24 protein-coding genes and 1 pseudogene are annotated in these 21,917 nt (G+C 60.2%); 6 read left to right on the top strand and 19 right to left on the bottom strand.

All coding sequences use genetic code 11. The features are described 5' to 3' along the window. Nucleotides 1-110: 110 nt before the first annotated feature. From AC1DIH_RS02410 to AC1DIH_RS02400, 3 genes are all read left to right on the top strand, one after another. The gene (locus tag AC1DIH_RS02410; RefSeq protein ID WP_477770460.1) at nt 111-908 is read left to right on the top strand and encodes a transporter substrate-binding domain-containing protein; all 798 of its coding nucleotides are present in this window, start codon (nt 111-113) and stop codon (nt 906-908) included. A 165-nt stretch (nt 909-1,073) separates the two neighbouring features. Further along, a complete protein-coding gene (locus AC1DIH_RS02405) occupies nt 1,074-2,033 on the top strand; it encodes an amino acid ABC transporter permease (RefSeq protein ID WP_477770459.1) in 960 nt (319 codons plus the stop codon). Beyond that, nucleotides 2,026-2,760 (top strand): amino acid ABC transporter ATP-binding protein, encoded by a 735-nt coding sequence (locus AC1DIH_RS02400; RefSeq protein WP_477770458.1) that lies wholly within the window; start codon nt 2,026-2,028, stop codon nt 2,758-2,760. Before AC1DIH_RS02405 ends, AC1DIH_RS02400 begins: the two co-directional genes overlap by 8 nt. A 155-nt stretch (nt 2,761-2,915) precedes the next feature. Here AC1DIH_RS02400 and AC1DIH_RS02395 read toward each other — a convergent pair whose 3' ends face one another. From AC1DIH_RS02395 to ubiE, 11 genes and pseudogenes are all read right to left on the bottom strand, one after another. Then, nucleotides 2,916-3,629: a methyl-accepting chemotaxis protein gene (locus AC1DIH_RS02395; RefSeq protein ID WP_477770526.1), complete on the bottom strand. Its 714-nt coding sequence runs from the start codon at nt 3,627-3,629 to the stop codon at nt 2,916-2,918. A gap of 144 nt (nt 3,630-3,773) precedes the next feature. After that, nucleotides 3,774-4,715 (bottom strand): annotated as a pseudogene (locus tag AC1DIH_RS02390) (methyl-accepting chemotaxis protein); the annotation flags it as partial. A gap of 237 nt (nt 4,716-4,952) precedes the next feature. Then, a complete protein-coding gene (locus tag AC1DIH_RS02385) occupies nt 4,953-5,660 on the bottom strand; it encodes a 16S rRNA (uracil(1498)-N(3))-methyltransferase (RefSeq protein WP_477770457.1) in 708 nt (235 codons plus the stop codon). Beyond that, a complete protein-coding gene (tatC, locus tag AC1DIH_RS02380) occupies nt 5,657-6,451 on the bottom strand; it encodes a twin-arginine translocase subunit TatC (RefSeq protein WP_019691352.1) in 795 nt (264 codons plus the stop codon). The genes AC1DIH_RS02385 and tatC overlap by 4 nt, the downstream gene beginning before the upstream one ends. Continuing rightward, nucleotides 6,448-6,894: a Sec-independent protein translocase protein TatB gene (gene tatB, locus AC1DIH_RS02375; RefSeq protein WP_477770456.1), complete on the bottom strand. Its 447-nt coding sequence runs from the start codon at nt 6,892-6,894 to the stop codon at nt 6,448-6,450. The genes tatC and tatB overlap by 4 nt, the downstream gene beginning before the upstream one ends. A 10-nt stretch (nt 6,895-6,904) precedes the next feature. Beyond that, on the bottom strand, nt 6,905-7,186 hold the full coding sequence (locus AC1DIH_RS02370) for a twin-arginine translocase TatA/TatE family subunit (protein WP_103317087.1): 282 nt from the start codon (nt 7,184-7,186) through the stop codon (nt 6,905-6,907). A gap of 25 nt (nt 7,187-7,211) precedes the next feature. Further along, nucleotides 7,212-7,544 (bottom strand): phosphoribosyl-ATP diphosphatase, encoded by a 333-nt coding sequence (locus AC1DIH_RS02365; protein WP_018929162.1) that lies wholly within the window; start codon nt 7,542-7,544, stop codon nt 7,212-7,214. After that, nucleotides 7,537-7,935, bottom strand: coding sequence for a phosphoribosyl-AMP cyclohydrolase (gene hisI / locus AC1DIH_RS02360; protein ID WP_054595207.1), 399 nt, complete (start codon nt 7,933-7,935; stop codon nt 7,537-7,539). Before hisI ends, AC1DIH_RS02365 begins: the two co-directional genes overlap by 8 nt. 81 nt (nt 7,936-8,016) lie before the next feature. Beyond that, a complete protein-coding gene (gene ubiB / locus AC1DIH_RS02355; protein WP_477767804.1) occupies nt 8,017-9,621 on the bottom strand; it encodes a ubiquinone biosynthesis regulatory protein kinase UbiB in 1,605 nt (534 codons plus the stop codon). Next, nucleotides 9,618-10,241 (bottom strand): ubiquinone biosynthesis accessory factor UbiJ, encoded by a 624-nt coding sequence (locus AC1DIH_RS02350; RefSeq protein ID WP_216742883.1) that lies wholly within the window; start codon nt 10,239-10,241, stop codon nt 9,618-9,620. The genes ubiB and AC1DIH_RS02350 overlap by 4 nt, the downstream gene beginning before the upstream one ends. Then, complete coding sequence (ubiE, locus tag AC1DIH_RS02345; protein WP_007989286.1) at nt 10,241-11,011, bottom strand: bifunctional demethylmenaquinone methyltransferase/2-methoxy-6-polyprenyl-1,4-benzoquinol methylase UbiE; 771 nt, start codon at nt 11,009-11,011, stop codon at nt 10,241-10,243. The genes AC1DIH_RS02350 and ubiE overlap by 1 nt, the downstream gene beginning before the upstream one ends. Nucleotides 11,012-11,166: 155 nt before the next feature. Between ubiE and AC1DIH_RS02340 the strand changes: the two genes are divergently transcribed. The 3 genes from AC1DIH_RS02340 to AC1DIH_RS02330 all read left to right on the top strand — a co-directional run bounded on the left by AC1DIH_RS02340 (nt 11,167) and on the right by AC1DIH_RS02330 (nt 12,885). Then, the gene (locus AC1DIH_RS02340; protein WP_427529255.1) at nt 11,167-11,442 is read left to right on the top strand and encodes a polyhydroxyalkanoic acid system family protein; all 276 of its coding nucleotides are present in this window, start codon (nt 11,167-11,169) and stop codon (nt 11,440-11,442) included. A gap of 248 nt (nt 11,443-11,690) precedes the next feature. Beyond that, the gene (locus tag AC1DIH_RS02335) at nt 11,691-12,113 is read left to right on the top strand and encodes a phasin family protein (RefSeq protein ID WP_019691360.1); all 423 of its coding nucleotides are present in this window, start codon (nt 11,691-11,693) and stop codon (nt 12,111-12,113) included. A gap of 10 nt (nt 12,114-12,123) precedes the next feature. Further along, complete coding sequence (locus AC1DIH_RS02330) at nt 12,124-12,885, top strand: phasin family protein (protein ID WP_477770455.1); 762 nt, start codon at nt 12,124-12,126, stop codon at nt 12,883-12,885. Nucleotides 12,886-13,119: 234 nt separating this feature from the next. Here the strand turns inward: AC1DIH_RS02330 and AC1DIH_RS02325 are convergent, their stop codons facing one another. The 8 genes from AC1DIH_RS02325 to AC1DIH_RS02290 form a co-directional block, all read right to left on the bottom strand. Next, on the bottom strand, nt 13,120-13,740 hold the full coding sequence (locus tag AC1DIH_RS02325) for a TetR/AcrR family transcriptional regulator (protein WP_477770454.1): 621 nt from the start codon (nt 13,738-13,740) through the stop codon (nt 13,120-13,122). A 62-nt stretch (nt 13,741-13,802) separates the two neighbouring features. Continuing rightward, complete coding sequence (gene phaC, locus AC1DIH_RS02320) at nt 13,803-15,485, bottom strand: class II poly(R)-hydroxyalkanoic acid synthase (protein ID WP_477770453.1); 1,683 nt, start codon at nt 15,483-15,485, stop codon at nt 13,803-13,805. Between the two features lie 114 nt (nt 15,486-15,599). After that, nucleotides 15,600-16,457 (bottom strand): poly(3-hydroxyalkanoate) depolymerase, encoded by an 858-nt coding sequence (gene phaZ, locus AC1DIH_RS02315; protein WP_054595215.1) that lies wholly within the window; start codon nt 16,455-16,457, stop codon nt 15,600-15,602. A gap of 133 nt (nt 16,458-16,590) precedes the next feature. Continuing rightward, nucleotides 16,591-18,270, bottom strand: a complete 1,680-nt coding sequence (gene phaC / locus AC1DIH_RS02310) for a class II poly(R)-hydroxyalkanoic acid synthase (protein WP_477770452.1) — start codon at nt 18,268-18,270, stop codon at nt 16,591-16,593. Nucleotides 18,271-18,529: 259 nt separating this feature from the next. Beyond that, nucleotides 18,530-18,910 carry a gamma-butyrobetaine hydroxylase family protein gene (locus AC1DIH_RS02305; protein ID WP_477770451.1) on the bottom strand — a complete coding sequence of 127 codons (381 nt, stop codon included), beginning with the start codon at nt 18,908-18,910 and terminating at the stop codon, nt 18,530-18,532. A gap of 146 nt (nt 18,911-19,056) precedes the next feature. After that, nucleotides 19,057-20,397: an ATP-dependent protease ATPase subunit HslU gene (gene hslU / locus AC1DIH_RS02300; protein ID WP_477770450.1), complete on the bottom strand. Its 1,341-nt coding sequence runs from the start codon at nt 20,395-20,397 to the stop codon at nt 19,057-19,059. Between the two features lie 57 nt (nt 20,398-20,454). Continuing rightward, nucleotides 20,455-20,985 (bottom strand): ATP-dependent protease subunit HslV, encoded by a 531-nt coding sequence (hslV, locus tag AC1DIH_RS02295; RefSeq protein ID WP_477770449.1) that lies wholly within the window; start codon nt 20,983-20,985, stop codon nt 20,455-20,457. A 230-nt stretch (nt 20,986-21,215) separates the two neighbouring features. After that, nucleotides 21,216-21,917 (bottom strand): SPOR domain-containing protein, encoded by a 702-nt coding sequence (locus AC1DIH_RS02290; protein ID WP_054595220.1) that lies wholly within the window; start codon nt 21,915-21,917, stop codon nt 21,216-21,218.

Here is a 21,917-nt window from a genome sequence, read left to right as displayed (position 1 = left end):
TCGCCACCCTCTTTGTGCGCCCGGACAACTTTCTGTCCGTAACTGTCGGTTTTAAAAAGAAAATCGGCTTTTTGTGCGCCTGACAACACAATGGGTTAGGGGAGTTGATGATGAAGAAGTATCTCTCGATGCTGCTGCTCGGCGTCACGGCACTGGTTGCCGTCAACGCGGCGCACGCCGGCGCCATCGACGACGCAGTCAAGCGTGGCACGCTGAAAGTCGGCATGGACCCGACCTACATGCCGTTTGAAATGACCAACAAGCGCGGCGAGATCATCGGCTTCGAAGTCGACATCCTCAAAGCCATGAGCAAGGCCATGGGCGTCAAGCTGGAGATGGTCTCCACCGGCTACGACGGGATCATCCCGGCCCTGATGACCGACAAGTTCGACATGATCGGCAGTGGCATGACCCTGACCCAGGAACGCAACCTGCGCCTGAACTTCAGCGAACCGTTCATTGTGGTCGGCCAGACATTGCTGATCCGCAAGGAGCTGGAAGGCACCATCACCTCCTACAAAGACCTGAACACCGCGGACTACCGCATCACCTCCAAGCTCGGCACCACCGGCGAAATGGTCGCGAAGAAGCTGATCTCGAAAGCCAAGTACCACGGCTACGACAACGAGCAGGAAGCCGTGCTCGATGTGGTTAACGGAAAGGCTGACGCCTTCATCTACGACGCGCCTTACAACGTCGTGGCAGTGAACAAGGTCGGCAACGGCAAACTGGTGTTCCTCGACAAGCCGTTCACCTACGAGCCGCTAGCCTTCGGTCTGAAGAAGGGTGACTACGACAGCCTCAACTTCATCAACAACTTCCTGCACCAGATCCACGAAGACGGCACCTACGATCGCATCCATGACAAGTGGTTCAAAGACTCCGCCTGGCTCAAGGACATGGAATAAGGCTGATTGCGGCGGGGTGTCAATGACACCGCGCCGCTCCAATCGCGAGCAGGCTCGCTCCCACAATTGACCGCGTATTTATTGACGACTCGGTCCAATGTGGGAGCGAGCCTGCTCGCGATGGCAGTTTTCCTGGCGACACAGAATTCGGAACTCTCAAAGCAAATGAAACAGAAAAAAGCCCAATGGCCTTGGCACGTGTTGACCGTGCTGGTGCTGATCGGCATGGCTGGCGCGTTGTACTACGCCACCTCGCTGATGTCTTACGAATGGCGCTGGAACCGCGTGCCGCAGTATTTCGCCTATCAGGCCGAAGAAACCCAGCGTGCCGCTGACATTTCCACCGTCAGCGAGCTGGTGCGTACTGGCAATAAGGCCGAAGTGACCCTGCGCAATGACGCCGGGGTCGAACAGCGGCTGAGCGTTGATGACAACAGCCTGCAAGTGGCCCGTGGCGACGACGTGGCGGAAGGCGATGTGGTTGGCGTGACCCGGCATTGGGCGGCAGGACCGCTGTTGTGGGGCCTGTGGACAACGTTGTGGCTGTCGCTGGTATCGGGCGTGCTCGGGCTGCTGATCGGCCTGGCGACCGGCCTCTGCCGGCTGTCGAACAACCCGACCCTGCGCGACCTGTCGACCGTCTACATCGAACTGGTGCGCGGCACGCCGCTGCTGGTGCAGATCTTCATCTTCTACTTCTTCATCGGCACGGTGCTCAACCTGTCCCGCGAGTTTGCTGGGATCGCGGCTCTGTCGCTGTTCACCGGTGCCTATGTGGCCGAAATCATTCGTTCTGGCGTGCAGTCGATTGCCCGTGGGCAGAACGAAGCCGCCCGTTCGCTGGGCTTGAGCGCTGGCCAGTCGATGCGCCACGTGGTGCTGCCGCAAGCGTTCAAGCGCGTGCTGCCACCGTTGGCCGGGCAATTCATCAGTCTGGTCAAGGATACTTCGCTGGTATCGGTCATCGCCATCACCGAGCTGCTCAAGAGTGGCCGTGAAGTCATCACCACCTCGTTCTCGCCGTTCGAAATCCTGTTCTGCGTGGCGGGCCTGTACCTGTTGATCAACCTGCCGCTGTCGAAAATCGCCAGCCGGCTTGAGTGGAGGCTCGCGCAAAGTGATTGAAGTCCGCGATCTGGTAAAAGTCTTCGACGCGCGCGGCCAAGTGGTCCGCGCGGTGGATAACGTCACCACCCAAGTGGCCAAGGGCGAAGTGCTGGTGGTGATCGGCCCGTCGGGCTCCGGCAAGTCGACCTTTCTGCGTTGCCTGAATGGCCTGGAAGCATTCGACTCAGGCTCGGTGAGCATCGACGGTCTGCAATTGGCGGACCCGAAAACCGACGTCAACGCTTACCGTCGTGAAGTCGGGATGGTGTTCCAGCACTTCAACCTGTTCCCGCACATGACCGTGCTGGAAAACCTCTGCCTGGCGCAGAAAGTCGTGCGCAAGCGCGGCAAGCAGGAGCGCGAGGCCAAGGCGCTGGCCTTGCTGGAAAAGGTCGGCATCGCGCAGAAGGCCCACGAGTTTCCGTCGCGCCTCTCTGGCGGTCAGCAACAACGCGTAGCGATTGCCCGGGCGCTGGCCATGGAGCCGAAGGTGATGTTGTTCGATGAGCCAACGTCGGCGCTGGACCCGGAAATGGTCGGCGAAGTGCTGGACGTGATGAAGACCCTGGCCGTGGAAGGCATGACCATGGTCTGCGTGACCCATGAAATGGGGTTTGCGCGGGAAGTCGCGGATCGGGTGCTGTTCTTCGATCACGGCAAACTGCTGGAAGACGCCTCGCCGGCCGAGTTCTTCGATGCGCCGAAGGACCCGCGAGCTCAGGCGTTTTTGCGGCAGGTTCTATAACCTCGTCTCCTGTCAGACCGCTATCGCGAGCAGGCTCGCTCCCACAGTTGATTTTCGGTGTGCACACTATTTGTGCTTGCAGGACACCTGTGGGAGCGAGCCTGCTCGCGATGGCATCACCTCGGTCTCAGATGGACCGAGGCCTGCATATCACCTCAAACCCTGAACTTGCCCACCAGCATCTGCAAATGGGTGCCCAGCCGTGCCAGTTCGACGCTGGAGGCCGCGGTTTCTTCGCTGGCGGCCGAGGTCTGGTCGGAAACGTCGCGTACGTTCAGCACGCTGCGGTTGATCTCCTCGGCCACCGCGCTCTGTTGTTCGGCGGCTGCGGCGATCTGCTGGTTCATCGCCTGAATTGCCGAGACAGTGCGAGTGATAGTGGACAGCGAACCGCCGGCGCGGCGAGTCAGTTCGACGCTGCTGTCAGTGAGGCTGCGGCTGTTGTCCATGATGGTGGCGACCTGTTGAGTACCGCTTTGCAGGCCGACAATCAGCTCTTCGATCTCTTCGGTGGACTTCTGGGTGCGTTGCGCCAGGCTGCGCACTTCGTCGGCAACCACGGCAAAACCGCGTCCGGCCTCACCAGCCCGTGCAGCCTCGATCGCGGCATTGAGGGCCAGCAGGTTGGTTTGTTGGGCCACGGATTTGATCACGTCCAGCACGCTGCCGATCTTGTCGCTCTCACGCTTGAGATGCCCCATGGCTTCAGTGGAGTTGCCGACTTCGGTGGCCAGGCGTTCGATCTGGGCGATGGCTTCGCCGACCACCTTGTCGCCTTCGCGGGCCTGTTGGTCGGCGGCGACGGCGGCTTCCGATGCTTCTTCGGCGTTGCGCGCGACTTCCTGCACGGTGGCGGCCATTTCGTTCATGGCGGTGGCCACCTGGTCGGTTTCAATCTTCTGGCTGTTGACCCCGGCGCTGGTCTGCTCGGTCACGGCAGAGAGTTCTTCGGCAGCGCCGGCGATCTGTGTCACGCCTTCGCTGATGCCGCCGATCAATTCACGCAGGCCGACGGTCATGCTCTGCATCGCGCGTTGTAGTTGGCCGAGTTCATCGCGACGCTGGGAAATGAGATTGTGAGTCAAGTCGCCGGCAGCCACCCGTTCAGCAACTTTCAGCGTCTGGTTCAGCGGGATGATGATCTGCCGGGTGATGGCCCAGGCAGCGAGCAGACCGAATGCCAGTGCCAGCGCGGTCACCAGCAGCAGGGTGTTTTTGGCTGCGGCGGCATCGCTATCACGCACGACGGTTTGGGCTGCGGTGAGTTTCTTGCTCAGCTCGAGCAGCAAGTCGCCTTGCTCGGCCATGCCCTTGAGGGCGGTGGCGCTGGTCACCTGGGAATCGCGGTATTGGCTGACGGCTGCGCGGTAGGCGATCAACAAGTCGGTGGCTTGTTGCAGGTTGGCGGTGTGTTGCTCCGGGAGTTTTTCCGGCAGGGCCTTGAGGGACTTCAACGCGTTATCGATGGCGTCCAGTGCCGGCTGTTCAGCCTCGACCTTGCCGCTGTAGGTATAGCCGCGCACCTGGAAGCGTGCCTGTTGGATCAACTTGCTCAGCTCGATGACGCTGTTGAACTGGGCGACGCTGTCACCTTGCAGCAGGGCTTTTTCGACTTCCGCCACGTGGGCTACGGCATTGTCGGCGCTGGCACCGAGTTTGGCGCGGGCGGCCTCGCGGTTGGCGGTGGCCTGGGTCATGTCGGTAAAGGCGTGCTTGTACTTGCTGACGGCTTCAATCTGCTGATTGAGCATCGCCACGTCGGCTGGCTGCTCGATCATCTTGAGGGCGCCTTGCAGGCCTGAATCGAGCTTGTCCAGCAACTCGCTGACAGCAGCGGGGCCTTGTTCACCGCGACGCATTTCATAGTCCAGGCGAGCAATGCGCAGGTCTTTGGTCAGCTCATTGAGGCTGGAAATATACCCGAGCTTGTCACCGCGACTGATGATGCTGCTCATGCCCGTCCAGCCATCCACGGTGATCAGCAGGGTCAGGAGCAACACCAGGCCAAAGCCGATGCCAAGCTTGCGATTGACGCTCACATTCCCAAGGTGTTCGGCTAACCATCGGTACATGCTGCGGACTCCCTACGACCACGTTAATTGGATTTATAGAGAGACTATCGGCCGACAGATGGAGATCTGAAGGCCGCCGCAATGTCTGGGCCGGTAGTCACTTATGGGGAGGGAGCTGTGTTAGAACAGCCGTGACAGCAGGGCCGTGACAGCGGTTTCGACCCGCAGGATTCGGTCGCCGAGCTGTACCGGTTGCAGGCCGGCCTTGGTCAGCAGGTCGACTTCGTAGGGGATCCAGCCGCCTTCGGGGCCGATGGCCAGGGTCACCGGTTCGTCCAGCCCGCGGGGGCAGGGCGGGTACTGGCCGGGATGGCCGATCAGCCCGAGGGTGCCGTCGGCGATGGCCGGCAGGCGGTCTTCGACGAAGGGCTTGAAGCGCTTTTCGATGACGATCTCGGGCAGCACGCTGTCGCGAGCCTGTTCGAGACCAAGGATCAGTTGCTCGCGGATCGCCTCGGGTTCAAGGAACGGCGTCTGCCAGAAGCTCTTCTCGACCCGATAGCTGTTCACCAGCACGATTCGCGGCACACCCATGGCGGCCACCGTCTGGAATACCCGGCGCAGCATCTTCGGCCGTGGCAGGGCCAGCAGCAGGGTCAGCGGCAGCTTGGCCGGCGGTGGCTGGTCGAGGGTGACGCGCAGTTCGGCTTCGGTGGCTTCCAGGCGCAGCACTTCGGCTGAGCCCATCAAACCGCCAAGCCGTCCGACCCGCATGCTGTCGCCGACTTCACAGCGGTGGACTTCCTGCATGTGGGTCAGTCGGCGATCGCGCAGGATTACCCGGTCGGCCGCAATGAAATCGGCATCGATGAGGAGCAGCAGGTTCACGGTTGAGTCGCTGGCGGCTGGTCGTTGTGATCGTCCGCCGGCTGGTCATCCGCCGGTTTTTCGCGTTTGCTGACCAGGCTGCCAAACAGGATACCGATCTCGAACAGCAGCCACATCGGCACGGCCAGCAGGGTCTGCGAGAAGATGTCCGGCGGGGTCAGGATCATGCCGACCACGAAGCAGCCGATGACCACGTACGGGCGGATCTTCTTCAGGTATTTGACGTCGACCACGCCGATCCACACCAGCAGGACTACGGCCACCGGGATCTCGAACGCCACGCCGAAGGCGAAGAACAGCGTCATGACGAAATCCAGGTAACTGGTGATGTCGGTCATCATTTCCACGCCCGCCGGAGTGGCCGAGGCGAAGAACTTGAAGATCAGCGGGAACACCAGGAAGTAGGCGAACGCCATGCCGGTGTAGAACAACAGGATGCTGGAGACCAGCAGCGGCACCGCGATGCGCTTTTCATGCTTGTACAGGCCCGGCGCGATGAAGCCCCAGATCTGATGCAGGATCACCGGGATCGCCAGGAACAGCGAGACCATCATGGTCAGCTTCAACGGCGTCAGGAACGGCGAGGACACGTCGGTGGCAATCATCGTCGCGCCGGCCGGCAAATACTGGCGTAGCGGAATCGAGACGAAGGTGTAGATCTGCTGGGTGAAGGCAAACAACCCGGCGAAGATCAGGAAAATCGCCGCGACGCAGCGCAGCAGGCGAGTGCGCAACTCGGTGAGGTGCGAAACCAGCGGCATGTGCTGGTCGGATTCCGGAATATCGCTCATGGGGCTCGCGGCGGCAGTGTTGGGTCGTGGGGAGCCGGCGCAGTGGTTGCCGCCGCAGGAGTAACAGGGGCTGTCGGTGGTGCGGCAACGACCGCTGGAGGCGGCTCGACCGGTGTTGCGACAGCCGCAGTTTCGGCAGCAGGCGCAGGCGCCTGGACCGTCTGCTCGGCTACCGTCTCGACTGGCGTCGGCTGCTGGGCTGGATTGAGGATTTTGCGGGCCTCTTGTTCCAGCGACAGAATGTGCTCGTTGTGCAGTTGCCGGCKAATCTCGTCGGCACCGATTTCACGTTCAACTTCCTGTTTGATCGCGTTAAAGCTGCGCTTCAGGCGTCCGATCCACAGGCCGGCGGTGCGCGCAGCGCCCGGCAGACGCTCGGGGCCCAGCACCAGCAGGGCAACGAGGCCGACAAGCAGCAGTTCAGAGAAGCTGATACCGAACATTAGTCTGTGCTCACGAGTCTTTGCGGGTCGGCTCTTCGACTTTATGGGCCTGCACGTCGATGGTGTGCGGCTCCTTCAGGGTCGAGGCCTGTGGCTGCACCGGCGCTGTTGGCTGTGCAGTGGTCGGCGGCACGACGGGTTCGGCAGGCTTCTCTTCGTCGTTCATGGCTTTGCGAAAGCCCTTGATCGTTTCGCCGACGTCGGTGCCAAGGTTTTTCAGTTTTTTGGTGCCGAATACCAGTACGACGACAATCAGGATGACGATCCAGTGTTTCCAGTCAAAAATGCCCATGTTGCTGCTCCTCTCTAATAGTTATTCAGGCGGACGGGCGCGAGGCTTTCTCGACGTGACCGGACAGGCCGAAGCGGCGGTCCAGTTCATCGAGCACGGCCTGCGGATGCTGCCCCAGTTGGGCGAGCATGACCATACTATGGAACCACAGGTCAGCGGTTTCGTAGATTACATCACTGCAATCTCCGCTGATGGCGGCGTCTTTGGCGGCAATGATCGTCTCGACCGATTCTTCGCCGACTTTTTCCAGAATCTTGTTCAAGCCCTTGTGGTAAAGGCTGGCGACATAGGAGCTGTCGGCGGCGGCGCCTTTACGCTCTTCCAGCACTTGGGCCAGACGGGTCAGGGTGTCAGTCATGTTTGTGGTCCGAATAGATGGCGTGCGGGTCCTTGAGCACCGGATCGACGGTTTTCCAGTCGCCGTTCTCATAGACGCGGTAGAAGCAGCTTTGGCGGCCGGTATGACAGGCGATGTCGCCGATCTGCTCGACCATCAGAATGATCACGTCGGCGTCACAGTCCAGGCGCATCTCATGCAGGGTTTGCACATGACCGGACTCTTCGCCCTTGCGCCACAGCTTGCCACGCGAACGTGACCAGTAGATGGCGCGGTTCTCGGCGGCGGTCAGTTCCAGCGCTTCGCGGTTCATCCAGGCCATCATCAGCACGCGCCCGGTTTTATGATCCTGGGCGATCGCCGGCACCAGGCCGTCGCTGTCCCATTTGATCTCGTCCAGCCAATCTTTCATCTTCGACTCCGACAGCGGGTTCGACACTTCAGTAGTGCAACCCTGGCGTTGAAACAGTGTGCCAGTGCGCGGCCCAACTGGCTATCGTCGAACGATCAGATACAAGCCCACGGCCACCATGATTGCGCCGGGCCAATGGCCGAGTCCGTCCAGAGGGCCGCCGGCCAGCAGGATCGCACCGCCCGCCAGATGCGCGGTGCCGAGCAGGCGCAGGAACCAGTCGTCCGAGCGGCGATGCCAGGCCGGTGGCGGGTTTACGGCGTGCGGCTGCGACAGGCGATCGAGCAGGTCACGGGTCATGTTGGCCAGGTGCGGCAACTGCTCGACCTGGTTGTGCAGGTTGCCGAGCAAGGTTTTCGGGCTGACGCGCTCGCGCATCCAGCGTTCGAGGAACGGCTGGGCGGTGTTCCACAGGTCCAGCTCCGGGTACAGCTGACGGCCGAGGCCTTCGATGTTGAGCAGGGTTTTCTGCAAAAGAACCAATTGCGGCTGCACTTCCATGTTGAAGCGCCGCGCCGTCTGGAACAGGCGCATCAACACCTGGCCGAAGGAAATATCCTTTAGCGGTTTTTCGAAGATCGGTTCGCAGACCGTACGGATTGCCGCTTCGAATTCGTTGAGTTTGGTTTCCGCCGGCACCCAGCCCGAATCGATGTGCAGTTGGGCGACACGGCGATAGTCACGCTTGAAGAACGCGAACAGGTTGCGTGCCAGATAGTCCTGGTCTTCAGGCGTCAGGCTGCCGACGATCCCGCAGTCGATTGCAATGTACTGCGGGCTCCACGGCTGCACGGTGCTGACGAAGATGTTGCCGGGGTGCATGTCGGCGTGGAAGAAGCTGTCGCGGAACACCTGGGTGAAGAAGATTTCCACGCCACGTTCGGCGAGCATTTTCATGTCGGTGCGCTGGTCGGCGAGGGTCGCCAGGTCCGTGACCTGAATCCCGTAGATACGCTCCATCACCAACACTTTTGGCCGGCACCAGTCCCAGTACACCTGCGGCACGTACAGCAGCGGCGAGCCATCGAAATTGCGCCTCAGCTGGCTGGCATTAGCCGCTTCGCGCAGCAGGTCGAGTTCGTCGAAGATGGTCTTTTCGTAGTCGCTGACCACTTCCACCGGGTGCAGCAGGCGGGCGTCGGCGGAGAGTTTTTCCGCTGCGCGGGCGAGGATGAACAGCCAGGCCAGGTCCTGCGCGATGACCGGCTTGAGGCCCGGGCGTATGACCTTGACCACCACTTCTTCGCCGCTTTTCAACTGCGCCGCGTGGACTTGCGCCACTGAGGCCGAAGCCAGTGGCTCGATGTCGAATCGGCTGAACACATCGCTGATTTTCTTGCCCAGCTGTTCTTCGATCAGCTTGACCGCTACCTGCGAGTCAAACGGCGGCACGCGGTCCTGCAACAGCATCAGCTCATCGGCGATGTCTTCGGGCAGCAGGTCGCGGCGGGTCGAAAGAATCTGTCCGAACTTGATGAAAATCGGCCCCAGGTCCTGCAAGGCCAGCCGCAAGCGCGCGCCCCGGCTCAGGTCCAGGGTTTTACGCGGAAACCAGCGCCACGGCAGCGCATAACGCAGCCCCAGCAGGAACCACGGCAGTGGCAGGGCGAACAGCAGGTCATCGAGGCGGTAGCGGATCACGACGCGCTGGATGCGCAACAAACGGCGGACGGCAAGCAGCTTCATGCGTTATCGCTTGAATCAAGGGATCGGGAAAGACGCTCGAAGCGCGCCTCAAGACGTTCCAGATCAAGTTTGATCTGGTCCAGTTCACTAAACCGCGCTTCGGCTTCGCGCTGGCCGACGAGGGCCCGCGATTCTTCGGCGAGGTAGTCGGCAAGATTCTGGTTCAGGCTGGCGAAACCCTGCTGATACCAGCGTGCGCGGCTGCGCAAATGACCGCCCAGCAGTTGCGTGGCGACCGGGCCGAGCCAGCGCGAGAGTTCGTATTCCCAGTCCAGCTCCAGGTCCTGAAGGACTGCCGCAAGTTCCAGCAGCACGCCGCTGTCGCCGTCGAGTTCAACTTCAGGAGCATGCAGGACCGCCGTCTTGTCTTTGCTCAGGGCCAGCTTGAGCAGGCTTGCCGCCGGTGCACGCAAGGTGCAGTCGGCGTCCGCGGCCCAGTGTGCTGCCAGCATCAGGCCTTCGTCGCTGGGCACAATGAACATCTGCAACGCCGGGCTGCGGCAATCGACGGCAATCACCTTGCCGCTCAAATGCGCCAGGCGCGGCAGCGCCGTGCTGTCGAGCCGCAACACCCGGTTGAGGCCGAGTTCGACGCTGGCGAGCAGGCCGGCGAGCAACATCAGGGCTTGATGCCGCGGTGCAGGGCGACGATGCCTGCGGTCATGTTGTGGTAGGTCACGCGGTCGAAACCGGCTTCAACCATCATCGACTTCAGGGTTTCCTGATTCGGGTGCATGCGGATCGATTCGGCCAGGTAGCGATAGCTTTCCGAGTCATTGGTGATCAGCTTGCCCATCAACGGCATGAAGGCGAACGAGTAGGCGTCGTAGGCTTTGGACATCAGTGCGTTGGTCGGTTTGGAGAACTCCAGCACCAGCAAGCGCCCGCCCGGTTTGAGCACCCGCAGCATGGAGCGCAGGGCGTCTTCCTTGTGGGTGACGTTGCGCAGGCCGAACGCGATGGTCACGCAGTCGAAGTGGTTGTCCGGGAATGGCAGCTTTTCAGCGTCGGCCTGAACGAATTCGACGTTGCCGGCCACACCCAGATCCAGCAGGCGGTCACGACCAACCTTGAGCATGGATTCGTTGATGTCGGCGAGCACGACCTGGCCGGTCGGACCGACAAGGTGCGAGAACTTTCTGGTCAAGTCGCCGGTGCCGCCAGCGATGTCCAGCACGCGGTTGCCGGTGCGAACGCCCGACAGTTCGATCGCGAAACGCTTCCACAGACGGTGCATGCCGCCCGACAGGAGGTCGTTCATCAAGTCGTATTTGGCGGCTACCGAGTGGAAAACCTCAGCGACTTTTTCCGCTTTCTGGCTTTCCGGAACGTTTTTGAAGCCGAAGTGAGTGGTGGGTTCGGCATCGCTGCCTTTGCGCTGATCAGTCATATCGCTGTCACCAAAAGAGAATGCGCGACATTCTAATCCCGCAGGGATGCTTTGTCTTGGCAAGGCTGAAGGTAAGATAGGCAACCGCCCGGACGTTTTGACGCAGCAGGGGTCAGAATGCGTGAGGCAAGTCCCGATAAAGCAGGAGTCATTCAGTGGCCCATATCAGTGTTGAGCGTACCCACGGCCTGGGTAAGGAAGCAGCCCGCGAGAAGGCGGACAAACTGGCGGAAAAACTGGCGGCGCAATATGGCCTGGAACCTCAGTGGTCGGGCGACACCCTGAACCTCAAGCGTTCCGGGGTCAAAGGCGCGGTCTATGTGGGCGACACCTCGATCAGGGTCGATGTCGAACTCGGTCTGTTGATGTCAGCCATGAGCGGCACCATCAAGTCGGAAATCGAAAGAGCCCTGGATAAAGCGCTGGTCTGACTCTCATTCTTTCTGTGGAATGAGAACCCTGTGGGAGCGAGCCTGCTCGCGATGGCGGAGTATCAGGCCGCATCAATGGTGAATGATGAGCCGCTATCGCGAGCAGGCTCGCTCCCACAATAGAACGCTGTCATTCGCATTGTTTATGTCAGTTGTTAGGGTGCCGTTTCTAATTTTTCTCACTACGTTGTGCCTGAGCCCGACGCTTGACGGGCAGTTCCTCAAACCTTCTGCGCGTGAGGTGCACCATGGCCAAAGTTACTTTGAAGAAAAAAACTGACGTTCAGCCGACTGCGTTGAACGAGGTGAAATCCTATGCCCGCAAGATCTGGCTGGCAGGCCTGGGTGCCTACACCAAGGTCGGCCAGGAAGGCAGCGAGTACTTTCAGGAGTTGATCAAGGCTGGTCAAACTGTTGAAAAGAAAGGCAAAAAAGTCGTCGCCGAGAAGCTTGAAGCGGCCAATGCCGAGATTGATGAAGCCAAGAGTGAAGTCAGTACCTTCAAAGGCAAAGTCGAAGTTCAGCTCGACAAAGTCGAGAAGGCTTTCGACACGCGTGTTGCAAGTGCCTTGAATCGTATCGGCATTGCGTCTAAACATGACGTTGAGACACTCTCTGCCAAGCTCGATGAGCTGACGGCATTGCTCGAACGCGTCGCGCGTAAACATTAAGGAGAACGGGATGGCTGGCAAAAAGAACACTGAGAAAGAAGGCAGCTCGTGGATTGGGAAAGTCGAAGACTACTCCCGCAAAATCTGGCTTGCTGGTTTAGGCGTGTACTCGAAGATCGACACTGACGGCAGCAAACTCTTCGAGTCATTGGTTAAAGATGGCGAGAAAGCCGAGAAGCTCACCAAGAGCGCTGTCGGCAAAACTGTCGACGCTGCCAAAGACTCCGCTCAATCGGCCAAGTCGCGTATCAGTGGTGTCAAGGATCGTGCACTGGGCAAGTGGGATGAACTGGAAGGGGCTTTCGACAAGCGTCTGAACAGCGCGATTTCGCGTCTTGGCGTGCCAAGCCGCAATGAAGTCAAAGCGCTGCACAGCAAGGTCGATACCCTGACCAAGCAAATCGAAAAACTCACCGGTGCCAAGGTTGCGCCTGTTGCCGCTAAAACGGCAGCAGCCAAACCGGCCGCTAAAACTGCCGCCAAACCCCTGGTCAAAGCTGCCGCGAAACCGGCTGCCAAACCAGCGGCTAAAGCGCCAGCCAAGCCAGCAGCCAAAACCGCGGCAGCCAAACCTGCAGCGGCCAAGCCTGCTGCTGCGAAGAAGCCGGCAGCCAAAAAGCCTGCTGCTCCGAAAGCGGCCGCACCGAAACCGGCAGTGGCTGCCGCCAAACCGGCAGCACCGGTCAGCCCGGCGAACTCCGCTGCGGCGCCAACCCCTGCTGTGACCCCGACTGTAGCGCCAACCCCATCGGCGCCAACCAGTCAGTCCTGATTAACCCAGGGCACGCAAAAACGCCCGGCCTGCGAAGGTCGGGCGTTTTTGTTGGTGCCGCAAAAGCTGAGTGGCTCGCCAACCGGTGTAGCAGCTGCCGAAGGCTGCGTTCGGCGACGAAGTCGTCGTAAATCGGTCACCCGGTTTTATCAGGAAGGTTGTGCTATCCGGATTGCGACTGCTGCGCACTCGAACGCAGGCTTCGCCAGCTGCTACAGGGGCGGTGTTGCTCCTTCAGTCGTGTTCTTCCAGATACTGCAACGCCAACTGCTCGGTTGCGAGTTTCGCCGACGGCGGCAGGTGCGGCGCCACCAGCATCATGATCTGGTAGACCACCACCCGTACTTCGCCTTCGCGATCGAGAATCCGTTGATAGTCCAGGGAAAACAGCAAGGTCATGGTGATCTGTTCCACCAGTTGCCCGAGTGCCTGGGTATCGCTGACCAGTTGCCCCTGAGCCTTCAACTGCGCCAGTAACGAGGCCAGTGTGCGCTTGAGGGCATTGAGCAGATTGCGGATGCCCTTGGCCAGTTTCGGCAAGCGTCCGGCCAGGTTCGACAGGTCCTGGAACAGGAAGCGGTAGTGCGCCAGGCGTTCGACGATCAGGTGCAGGAACAGCCAGTAATCCTCCGGTGCCAGTTGCACGTCCGACGGCGGATCGAGCAATGGCGTCAACTCACCCTGAAAGCGCTCGAACAACCCGAGAATCAGCGGCTCCTTGCCGTGAAAGTGGTAGTAGAGGTTGCCAGGGCTGATCCCCAGCTCATTGGCCACTTCCATGGTAGAGACATTCGGCTCGCCCTTTTGGTTGAACAGCAGCAGGGCACATTCAAGAATCCGGTCGCGGGTTTTCATCCAGTCTTCTTAGTGATTCGTCAGGCCACGGCCGACACTTCAGGCCGTGGCACGGGGAGAGTTCAGCGTACGCGCACGTAGGTGCCTGGCGCCGCCTCCATCGGTGGATAGTTCTGGTTACCAAGGGCCATCAGCGTTTCGCGCTGAGCACCGGAACGTTCCTGGATCCAGACCAGCCACTGGTTCCACCAACTGCCGTCGACGTGTTTGGCGTCGTAGTACCAGGCGCGTGGATCGCTGCTCAGTTTCGGGCTCTCGACGTAGTTGGCCTTGGGGTTGCTCGGTGGATTGAGAATGCTCTGCACATGGCCGCTGTTGGACAGCACGAAGCGCCGCTCACCGCCCAGCAGGAGTGTCGAGCGGTACACCGCATCCCACGGCGTGATGTGGTCGTTGATCCCGGCGACGCTGAAGCTGTCGACGTTGACTTTCTGCAAGTCGATCGGCGTGCCGCAGACCTCCAGTCCGCCAGGATGGGTCAACGGGTTGTGCTTGAAGAAGTCCAGCAGGTCGCCATGAAAGGCCGCCGGCAGGCGAGTGTTGTCGTTGTTCCAATAGAGAATGTCGAAGGCTGGCGGCTCTTTGCCCAGCAGGTAGTTGTTGACCCAGTAGTTCCAGATCAGGTCGTTGGGGCGCATCCAGGCAAAGACCCTGGCCATGTCACGACCTTCGAGTACGCCTTTCTGGTAGGAGCGACGCTTGGCCGCTTCGAGGGTTTGCTCGTCGGCAAACAGGGTCGCCGGGCTTTCCAGTTCACTGTCGAGCAGGCTCACCAGATAGGTCGCGCTCGAGACCCGACGCAACTGCCGCTTGGCTTGCAGATGTCCTTGCAGGGCGGCGATAGTCAGGCCGCCGGCGCAGGCGCCCATCAGGTTGACCTCGCGGCTGCCGCTGATCGCCCGGCAGACACTCAGCGCTTCTTCCACGGCCTCGACGTAACTCGACAGGCCCCATTCGCGATGACGGACATCCGGGTTGCGCCAGCTGATCATGAACACCTGCAGGCCGTTTTTCAGCGCGAACTGGACAAAGCTGTTGTGCGGGCTCAAGTCGAAAATGTAGTACTTGTTGATCTGCGGCGGCACCACGAGCAGCGGCCTTGCGTACTGCTTTTCGCTCATCGGCTTGTACTGCATCAGCTCCAGCAGTTCGTTGCGAAACACCACGGCACCGGTGGTGGTGGCTACCGTTTTGCCGACTTCGAAGGCGTGCTTGGTCACCTGGCTGGGCAGGCCATTGTTGTGCATCAGGTCGTCGAGCAGATGGCTGAGACCGCGCACCAGACTGTGGCCGCCTGAGTTGAACAGCTCCTTGACCGCCAGCGGGTTAAGCAAGGTGTTGGACGGCGAGACGGCGTCGTTGAGCAGGGTAAAGGCAAAGTGCGCGCGTGCTCGGTCATCGGCGGGCATGCCGCTTTCATCGATCCATTTTTTGATCTGCTTCTGCCAGCTCAGGTAAGCCTGAAGGCCGCGTCGATAAAACGGATTGAGGGCCCAGCTTGGGTCGGCGAAGCGGCTGTCCGAAGGATTGGGCTGATGCAGGGTCTCGCCCAGTAGTACCCGGCCCAGCTGGCCACCCAATGCCAGTGCGTGTTTGGCACTCTGTACCGGGTGGCGCAAGCCATGAGCAGCGACACTGCGCAGCGTCGAGAACACATCCCGGCCGCGCAGACCGGTAATCGCACTCTGGGCATTGATGAATGCGGCGGGTGGAGGGAAGGCGCCCGGCGCTTTTTTGTCTCGCATGAGTCAACACTCCTTCGTCAAGCCATCAACAAGTACATCAATTCCGAATAGACACCATAGTCGCTTCGGACCTCCCTTGCGGCTTTCGACACGCCTGTCGACATACGCAGTACGTTATGTGCCGCCGAACGACCCCGGGTGCGGATGCATCACCGCACGTTGGCGTTCTTCCTGGAGAAATTTCATGATGATCGGAGCGACGGCTTCAGCACGAGTGATCAGGAATAAATGGCCGTCGTCGATTATGTGTAGCTGGGCATTGGGAATACGCCAGGCGAGTACCCGCATATTGATCAGCGGAATGAGCGGGTCATCGTCACCGGCCAGCACCAGGGTCGGCTGATTGATTTTGTGCAGCCAGTGAATACTGGTCCAGCCCAGGCCCGCGAATAGCTGCCAGTAGTAACCGAGTTTGCCCGCCGAACGCACTTTGCTCGCGTGCTCCGCCGCAAGGTTCGGATCACGCCGGAACGAACCACCGTAAATCAGCGGCGCAATGCGAATCACGTGGGATGGCTGGATGTAGCGTCTGGGGCTGGCCATCATCCACAGCACTTTCGGTTTGCCCGGCACCATCACCATGCCCGCCGCCGTCGCCGCCAACACCAGCTTCTTGCAGCGTTCGGGGTAGTCGAAGGCGAACTGTTGGGCGAGTGCCCCGCCCCAGGAAACACCGACCACGTTGACTTGCCCGTAATCGAGGTAGTCGAGCATTCGTGCAGTCAGCTTGGCCAGGCCGGGAAAGCGGTAAGGGTGGGTAGGCGTCGATGAACCGCCGACACCGGGGACATCGAAGGCGATCACTTCCAGGTCCGGGTCGAGCGCCTGGACGAACGGAAACACCAGCTCCAGGTTGGCGCCGATGCCGTTGAAAATCAGCAAGGGCGTCAAGTGAGGCTTGCCGGGGCGTACCGCGGTGCGGATGGTTTGACCATCCAGGTCGACAGTACGAAATATGAACGGTTGCGGCATGCTTCAAGCCCTGTGGGTCGATGTCTCATTTTCATTGTGGGAGCGAGCCTGCTCGCGATGACGGCGGCACATTCAACCCTTTTGTTGGTTGTGACACCGCTATCGCGAGCAGGCTCGCTCCCACATGTGTCAGTTAACGTTCATGCACATAAGTCCCTGGTGATGCCTCACCTGCCGGATAGGCCTTGTTGCCGAGTACGGTCGGGGCTTTCTTCAGCTTGCCCGAACGCTCGGCGTGCCAGGCCTGCCAGTGCAGCCACCAGGAGTCAGTGTGCTTGGTTGAGTTTTCCATCCAGTCGTTGGCATGGACCGGCATCTCGGTGCTGGTCATGTAACGGGATTTCGGGTTGCCCGGCGGGTTCAGGATGCTCTGGATATGCCCGCTGCTGGACAGCACGAATTCGACTTTGCCACCGAACAGCTGCGCCGACTTGTAGCACGACTTCCACGGTGTGATGTGGTCGTTGGTGCCTGCCAGGGAATAGACGTCTGCCGTGACCTGCTTGAGGTCGATGGGCGTACCGCACACTTCCAGTGCATCAGGACGGATCAGTGGGTTGTTTTTGAACAGTTCGATCAGGTCGCCGTGGAACGCCGCAGGCAGGCGGGTGGTGTCGTTGTTCCAGAACAGAATGTCGAAGACTGGCGGTTCGTTGCCCAACAGGTAGTTGTTGACCCAGTAGTTCCAGATCAGGTCGTTGGGGCGCATCCAGGCGAAGACCTTGGCCATGTCGCGACCTTCGAGCACACCGGCCTGATATGAATGACGCTTGGCGGCTTCCAGGGTTTGTTCGTCGACGAACAGCGCGACCTGGGAATCAAGGGTGGTGTCGAGCACGCTGACCAGCAGCGTCAGGGCGTTGACCTTCTTCTCGCCAATCGCCGCGTAGTGGCCCAGCAGCGCGGTGCAGGTGATGCCGCCGGAGCAGGCGCCAAGCATGTTCACGTCTTTGCTGCCGGTGATCGCGGTGACTACGTCGACCGCTTCCTTGAGCGCTTCGATGTAGGTCGACAGGCCCCATTCGCGCTGGGCCTTGGTTGGGTTGCGCCAGCTGACGATAAAGGTCTGCACATTGTTGCGCAGGCAGAAGCGCGCGAGGCTTTTGTCCGGGCTCAGGTCGAAAACGTAGAACTTGTTGATCTGTGGTGGCACCACCAGCAGTGGGCGTTCGTGCACTTGTTCAGTGATTGGCCGGTACTGGATCAGCTCCAGCACGTCGTTGCGGAAAACCACCGCGCCTTCGGTGGTGCCCAGGCTCTTGCCGACTTCGAAGGCGCCCATGTTGACCTGGCTCGGCATGCCGCCGTTGTGCACCAGATCCTTGGCCAGGTGCGAGAGGCCATCGAGCAGGCTTTTGCCGCCGGTTTCGAAGAAGCGTTTGACGGCAGCAGGGTTGGCCGCGCTGTTGGTCGGGGCCATGGCCTCGGTCATCAGGTTGATCACGAAGTGTGCGCGGCTGATGTCCTGGGCGGACAGATTGCTTTCGCCAATCCAGTCGTGGAGTTCCTTGCGCCACGCCAGGTAGGTTTGCAGATAACGTCTGTAGAGCGGGTTCTGACTCCACGCCGGATCGTTGAAACGACGGTCATCACTTTCCGGTTGCAGCTCGGATCTACCGAGCATCACGTTCTTGAGCTCAATGCCAAAATGCGCGACATGCTTGACGCTGTGAATGGGTTGTTTAATGGCCTGGGTCAGCACCATGCGGGCAGAGGTAAGCAGATCCTTTCGACGCAAGCCGATGACCGGATTCAGCCCCAGGGTATTTTCCGAGGCTTGAAGTTTCAGGTCATCGTTATTCTTGTTACTCATCTACGACGCTCCATTGTCCTGAGGCGAGTACCTGAGTCCTGCTGTGTAGTCACACAGCAAATGCCGGGTACACGCTCGGGTGACCGTTAGTTGTACATCGCTGACTTTTTCATTCAGGAGGCGCGCTGCACAGAACTTGCCAGATCCATTGGTTACCCGAGTTTAATTTTTTTCGCAAGCAGGCCGATCCTCGGCACCGCAGCCCAGCATTCAAACAGATGAAATTAGAAAATGCCCTCTAAAGAGCGCGGGCCTTGAGCTAGAGCATCAGCTTGACGACAGACTCGTTTGGATCGCGGGTCTTTCCGGCGGCTTTGAGCTCGGCAAGATAGTCGTCCCAGAGTGCGTCATATCGTCGCGCCAGTTCGTACAGGTATTCCCAGGTGAACAGGCCGCTGTCGTGGCCGTCATCGAAGGTCAATTTCAGTGCGTACTGACCGGCCGGTTCTACCTTGTTCAGGCCTACGCCGATCTTGCCAAATTGAAGGATGGGTTTGCCGTGGCCCTGGACCTCGGCGGAAGGAGAGTGCACGCGCAAGAATTCTGCGCTCAGGTGATAGACCTCATCGGGAGCGTATTGCAGCTCCAGAGTTTTCGAGGCTTTGTGCAGTTTGATGGCGGTGGGGAGTGGAGTCGTCATGGGGCCGGTCGTCCGTCATTGTGAGGGCCCTTGTGGGAGCGAGCCTGCTCGCGATTGCGGCGTGACATTCAGCATCAATGTTGAACGTTATGGCCTCATCGCGAGCAGGCTCGCTCCCACAGGTCCCGTACCACAGTAGAATTGACCTACAGGATATAACGGGACAGGTCTTCGTTCTGCGCCAATTCGCCGAGGTGGCTGTTGACGTAGTCAGCGTCGATGCGGATCGGTTCTTCGCTGTGGGCGCTGGCCAGATCGCTGGCGCTGAACGACACCTCTTCGAGCAGGCGCTCGAGCAGGGTGTGCAGGCGACGGGCACCGATGTTCTCGGTCTTCTCGTTGACCTGCCAGGCGATCTCCGCCACACGCTTGATGCCGTCCGGCTGGAACTCGATGTTCACGCCTTCGGTTTTCAGCAGGGCGCAATACTGCTCGGTGAGCGAGGCATGCGGCTCGCTGAGGATGCGCTCGAAGTCTTCCGGCGTGAGGGCCTTGAGTTCGACGCGGATCGGCAGGCGGCCTTGCAGCTCGGGCACCAGATCGCTTGGCTTGCTCAGGTGGAACGCACCGGAAGCGATGAACAGGATGTGGTCGGTCTTGACCATGCCCAGTTTGGTGTTGACCGTGCAGCCTTCGATCAGCGGCAGCAAGTCGCGCTGTACGCCTTCGCGGGACACGTCGACGCCACCGGAATTGCCACGCTTGGCGACCTTGTCGATTTCGTCGATGAACACGATGCCGTGCTGTTCGACCGCTTCCAGCGCCTTGGCCTTGAGTTCTTCATCATTGACCAGGCGGCCGGCTTCTTCGTCGCGCACCAGTCTCAGCGCTTCCTTGACCTTGAGCTTGCGGCTCTTGCGCGTGCCTTTGCCCATGTTGGCGAACAGGCTTTGCAACTGGTTGGTCATTTCTTCCATGCCTGGCGGCGCGGAGATATCGACGCCGGACACTTCGGCGACTTCGATTTCGATCTCCTTGTCATCCAGCTGACCTTCGCGCAGGCGCTTGCGGAACAGTTGGCGGGTGTTGGAGTCCTGGGCCGGCGCGGAGTCTTCGTTGCTGAAACCCATGCGTGCCGGTGGCAGCAGTGCATCGAGGATGCGCTCTTCGGCGGCATCTTCGGCGCGATGGCGAACCTTGATCATTTCCTGTTCGCGCAGCAGCTTGATCGCGGCATCGGCGAGGTCGCGAATGATCGACTCGACGTCACGGCCGACATAACCGACTTCGGTGAACTTGGTCGCTTCGACCTTGATGAACGGCGCGTTGGCGAGTTTGGCCAGGCGACGGGCGATTTCGGTTTTACCGACACCGGTCGGGCCGATCATCAGAATGTTCTTGGGCGTTACTTCAACGCGCAGCTCTTCGGGCAGTTGCATCCGGCGCCAGCGGTTACGCAGGGCGATGGCGACGGCGCGCTTGGCATCGTCCTGGCCGATGATATGGCGACTGAGTTCATGGACGATTTCGCGGGGAGTCATTGGCATGGTAATGGGTGGTCCTCAAGCAAAAATGAATGCCGTGGCGTGATGGCCGAAACAGGCTTATTCGCTGAGGTCCTGCTCCTCAATGGTGATGTTGTGGTTGGTGAAGACACAGATGTCGCCGGCGATGCCCAGGGCGGTTTCGACGATTTCACGGGCCGACAGATCGGTTTTCTTCAGCAGGGCGCTGGCTGCGGCCTGAGCGTAAGCGCCGCCGGAACCCATGGCGATCAGGCCTTCTTCGGGTTCGACCACATCGCCGTTACCGGTGATGATCAGGGAAGCGTCTTTATTGGCGACTGCAAGCATCGCTTCGAGGCGGCTGAGGGAGCGGTCGGTACGCCATTCTTTGGCGAGTTCGACGGCGGCGCGAACCAGGTGGCCCTGGTGCTTCTCAAGCTGGCCTTCGAAACGTTCGAAGAGGGTAAAGGCGTCAGCAGTGGCGCCGGCAAACCCGGCGATGACCTGGCCGTGGTACAGGCGGCGAACTTTCTTCGCGTTGCCTTTCATCACGGTATTGCCGAGAGAAACCTGGCCGTCGCCGCCCATGACGACTTTGCCGTGGCGGCGAACTGAAACGATGGTGGTCAAGGGAAGAGTCTCCACGCAGCGGGGCGAAAATGCCTTATCCCAACTCATATGGGGGTGGTGAGGCGTTTTTCAACTGTGGGGCGGGAGAGGGGACGAGCGGCGCGAGGGAATTAGAGATGTGGCGTTTATAAGGACTGCATCGCGAGCAGGCTCGCTCCCACAGGGGTGGTGCATATTCTGTGGGAGCGAGCCTGCTCGCGATGAACGATGACGCGGTGTGACTGAAAGGATCAGCGGCTTTGGCGTTGTTGTAACAACAGGTTGCTGAAGCCGCTGCCAGCCAGTTGTTTCTGGGCGGTGGTCAGCTGTTCGCGGTTGCTGAACGGGCCGACCAGCACGCGGTACCAGGTCTCATCCTTCACCGTGCCGGACTCCACCGAAACCGCCTGGCCGAGCAGAATGATCTGCGCACGAACCTTGTCGGCATCGGCTTCCTTGCGGAAGGAGCCTGCCTGCAGGAAGAACTTGGTCACCGGCGCCGCTTTCGCCACCGGTGGCGCTGGCGGCGGGGTAACGCCGCTCAGGGCTGCCTGTGCTCGCGCGGTGTCGATCTTCGCTGCTTCTGCCGGGGTTACCGGTGCAACAGGTGCAGTCTGCGGCGTCGGCAGGGTTTTCTCCGGCACGGCATCCGGCGGCACGATGACCTCCGATTCCGGCAGCAAGGTGTAGAAGTCGTACTTCGGCTTCACCGGTTGCGTCGGGCTCGGCGGGGTCTTGTTGGCCTCGGCGATCTTGCTGGCTTTCTGTTGCTCGACCTTCTCGCGCTTGACGCTTTCGCTGCCTTTACCCGGCTCCAGCTTCATCAGGAACACGATGAAGGCGCCTACGGTCAGGCCGATGGCCATCCACAGCCATCCCGGAATCGGCTTTTTTGCAGGAGCTTGGTAACGGCTGGCGCCACGCTTTGGTGCTGGTTTTTTCTTGGCAGCCAA

It is taken from the genome of Pseudomonas sp. 05N36, from assembly GCF_056397385.1.
Note: the sequence above shows the minus strand (reverse complement) of the source record. Positions and strands in the feature narration are given on the sequence as shown.

Excerpts from the sequence above, each read along its gene's own strand:
- AC1DIH_RS02410 (WP_477770460.1), top strand. The coding sequence starts at position 111 with ATGAAGAAGTATCTCTCGATGCTGCTGCTCGGCGTCACGGCACTGGTT.
- AC1DIH_RS02405 (WP_477770459.1), top strand. The coding sequence starts at position 1,074 with ATGAAACAGAAAAAAGCCCAATGGCCTTGGCACGTGTTGACCGTGCTG.
- AC1DIH_RS02395 (WP_477770526.1), bottom strand. The coding sequence starts at position 3,629 with ATGAACGAAATGGCCGCCACCGTGCAGGAAGTCGCGCGCAACGCCGAA.
- tatC (WP_019691352.1), bottom strand. The coding sequence starts at position 6,451 with ATGAGCGATATTCCGGAATCCGACCAGCACATGCCGCTGGTTTCGCAC.
- AC1DIH_RS02370 (WP_103317087.1), bottom strand. The coding sequence starts at position 7,186 with ATGGGCATTTTTGACTGGAAACACTGGATCGTCATCCTGATTGTCGTC.
- AC1DIH_RS02365 (WP_018929162.1), bottom strand. The coding sequence starts at position 7,544 with ATGACTGACACCCTGACCCGTCTGGCCCAAGTGCTGGAAGAGCGTAAA.
- hisI (WP_054595207.1), bottom strand. The coding sequence starts at position 7,935 with ATGAAAGATTGGCTGGACGAGATCAAATGGGACAGCGACGGCCTGGTG.
- ubiB (WP_477767804.1), bottom strand. The coding sequence starts at position 9,621 with ATGAAGCTGCTTGCCGTCCGCCGTTTGTTGCGCATCCAGCGCGTCGTG.
- AC1DIH_RS02350 (WP_216742883.1), bottom strand. The coding sequence starts at position 10,241 with ATGTTGCTCGCCGGCCTGCTCGCCAGCGTCGAACTCGGCCTCAACCGG.
- ubiE (WP_007989286.1), bottom strand. The coding sequence starts at position 11,011 with ATGACTGATCAGCGCAAAGGCAGCGATGCCGAACCCACCACTCACTTC.
- AC1DIH_RS02335 (WP_019691360.1), top strand. The coding sequence starts at position 11,691 with ATGGCCAAAGTTACTTTGAAGAAAAAAACTGACGTTCAGCCGACTGCG.
- AC1DIH_RS02330 (WP_477770455.1), top strand. The coding sequence starts at position 12,124 with ATGGCTGGCAAAAAGAACACTGAGAAAGAAGGCAGCTCGTGGATTGGG.
- AC1DIH_RS02325 (WP_477770454.1), bottom strand. The coding sequence starts at position 13,740 with ATGAAAACCCGCGACCGGATTCTTGAATGTGCCCTGCTGCTGTTCAAC.
- phaC (WP_477770453.1), bottom strand. The coding sequence starts at position 15,485 with ATGCGAGACAAAAAAGCGCCGGGCGCCTTCCCTCCACCCGCCGCATTC.
- phaZ (WP_054595215.1), bottom strand. The coding sequence starts at position 16,457 with ATGCCGCAACCGTTCATATTTCGTACTGTCGACCTGGATGGTCAAACC.
- phaC (WP_477770452.1), bottom strand. The coding sequence starts at position 18,270 with ATGAGTAACAAGAATAACGATGACCTGAAACTTCAAGCCTCGGAAAAT.
- AC1DIH_RS02305 (WP_477770451.1), bottom strand. The coding sequence starts at position 18,910 with ATGACGACTCCACTCCCCACCGCCATCAAACTGCACAAAGCCTCGAAA.
- hslU (WP_477770450.1), bottom strand. The coding sequence starts at position 20,397 with ATGCCAATGACTCCCCGCGAAATCGTCCATGAACTCAGTCGCCATATC.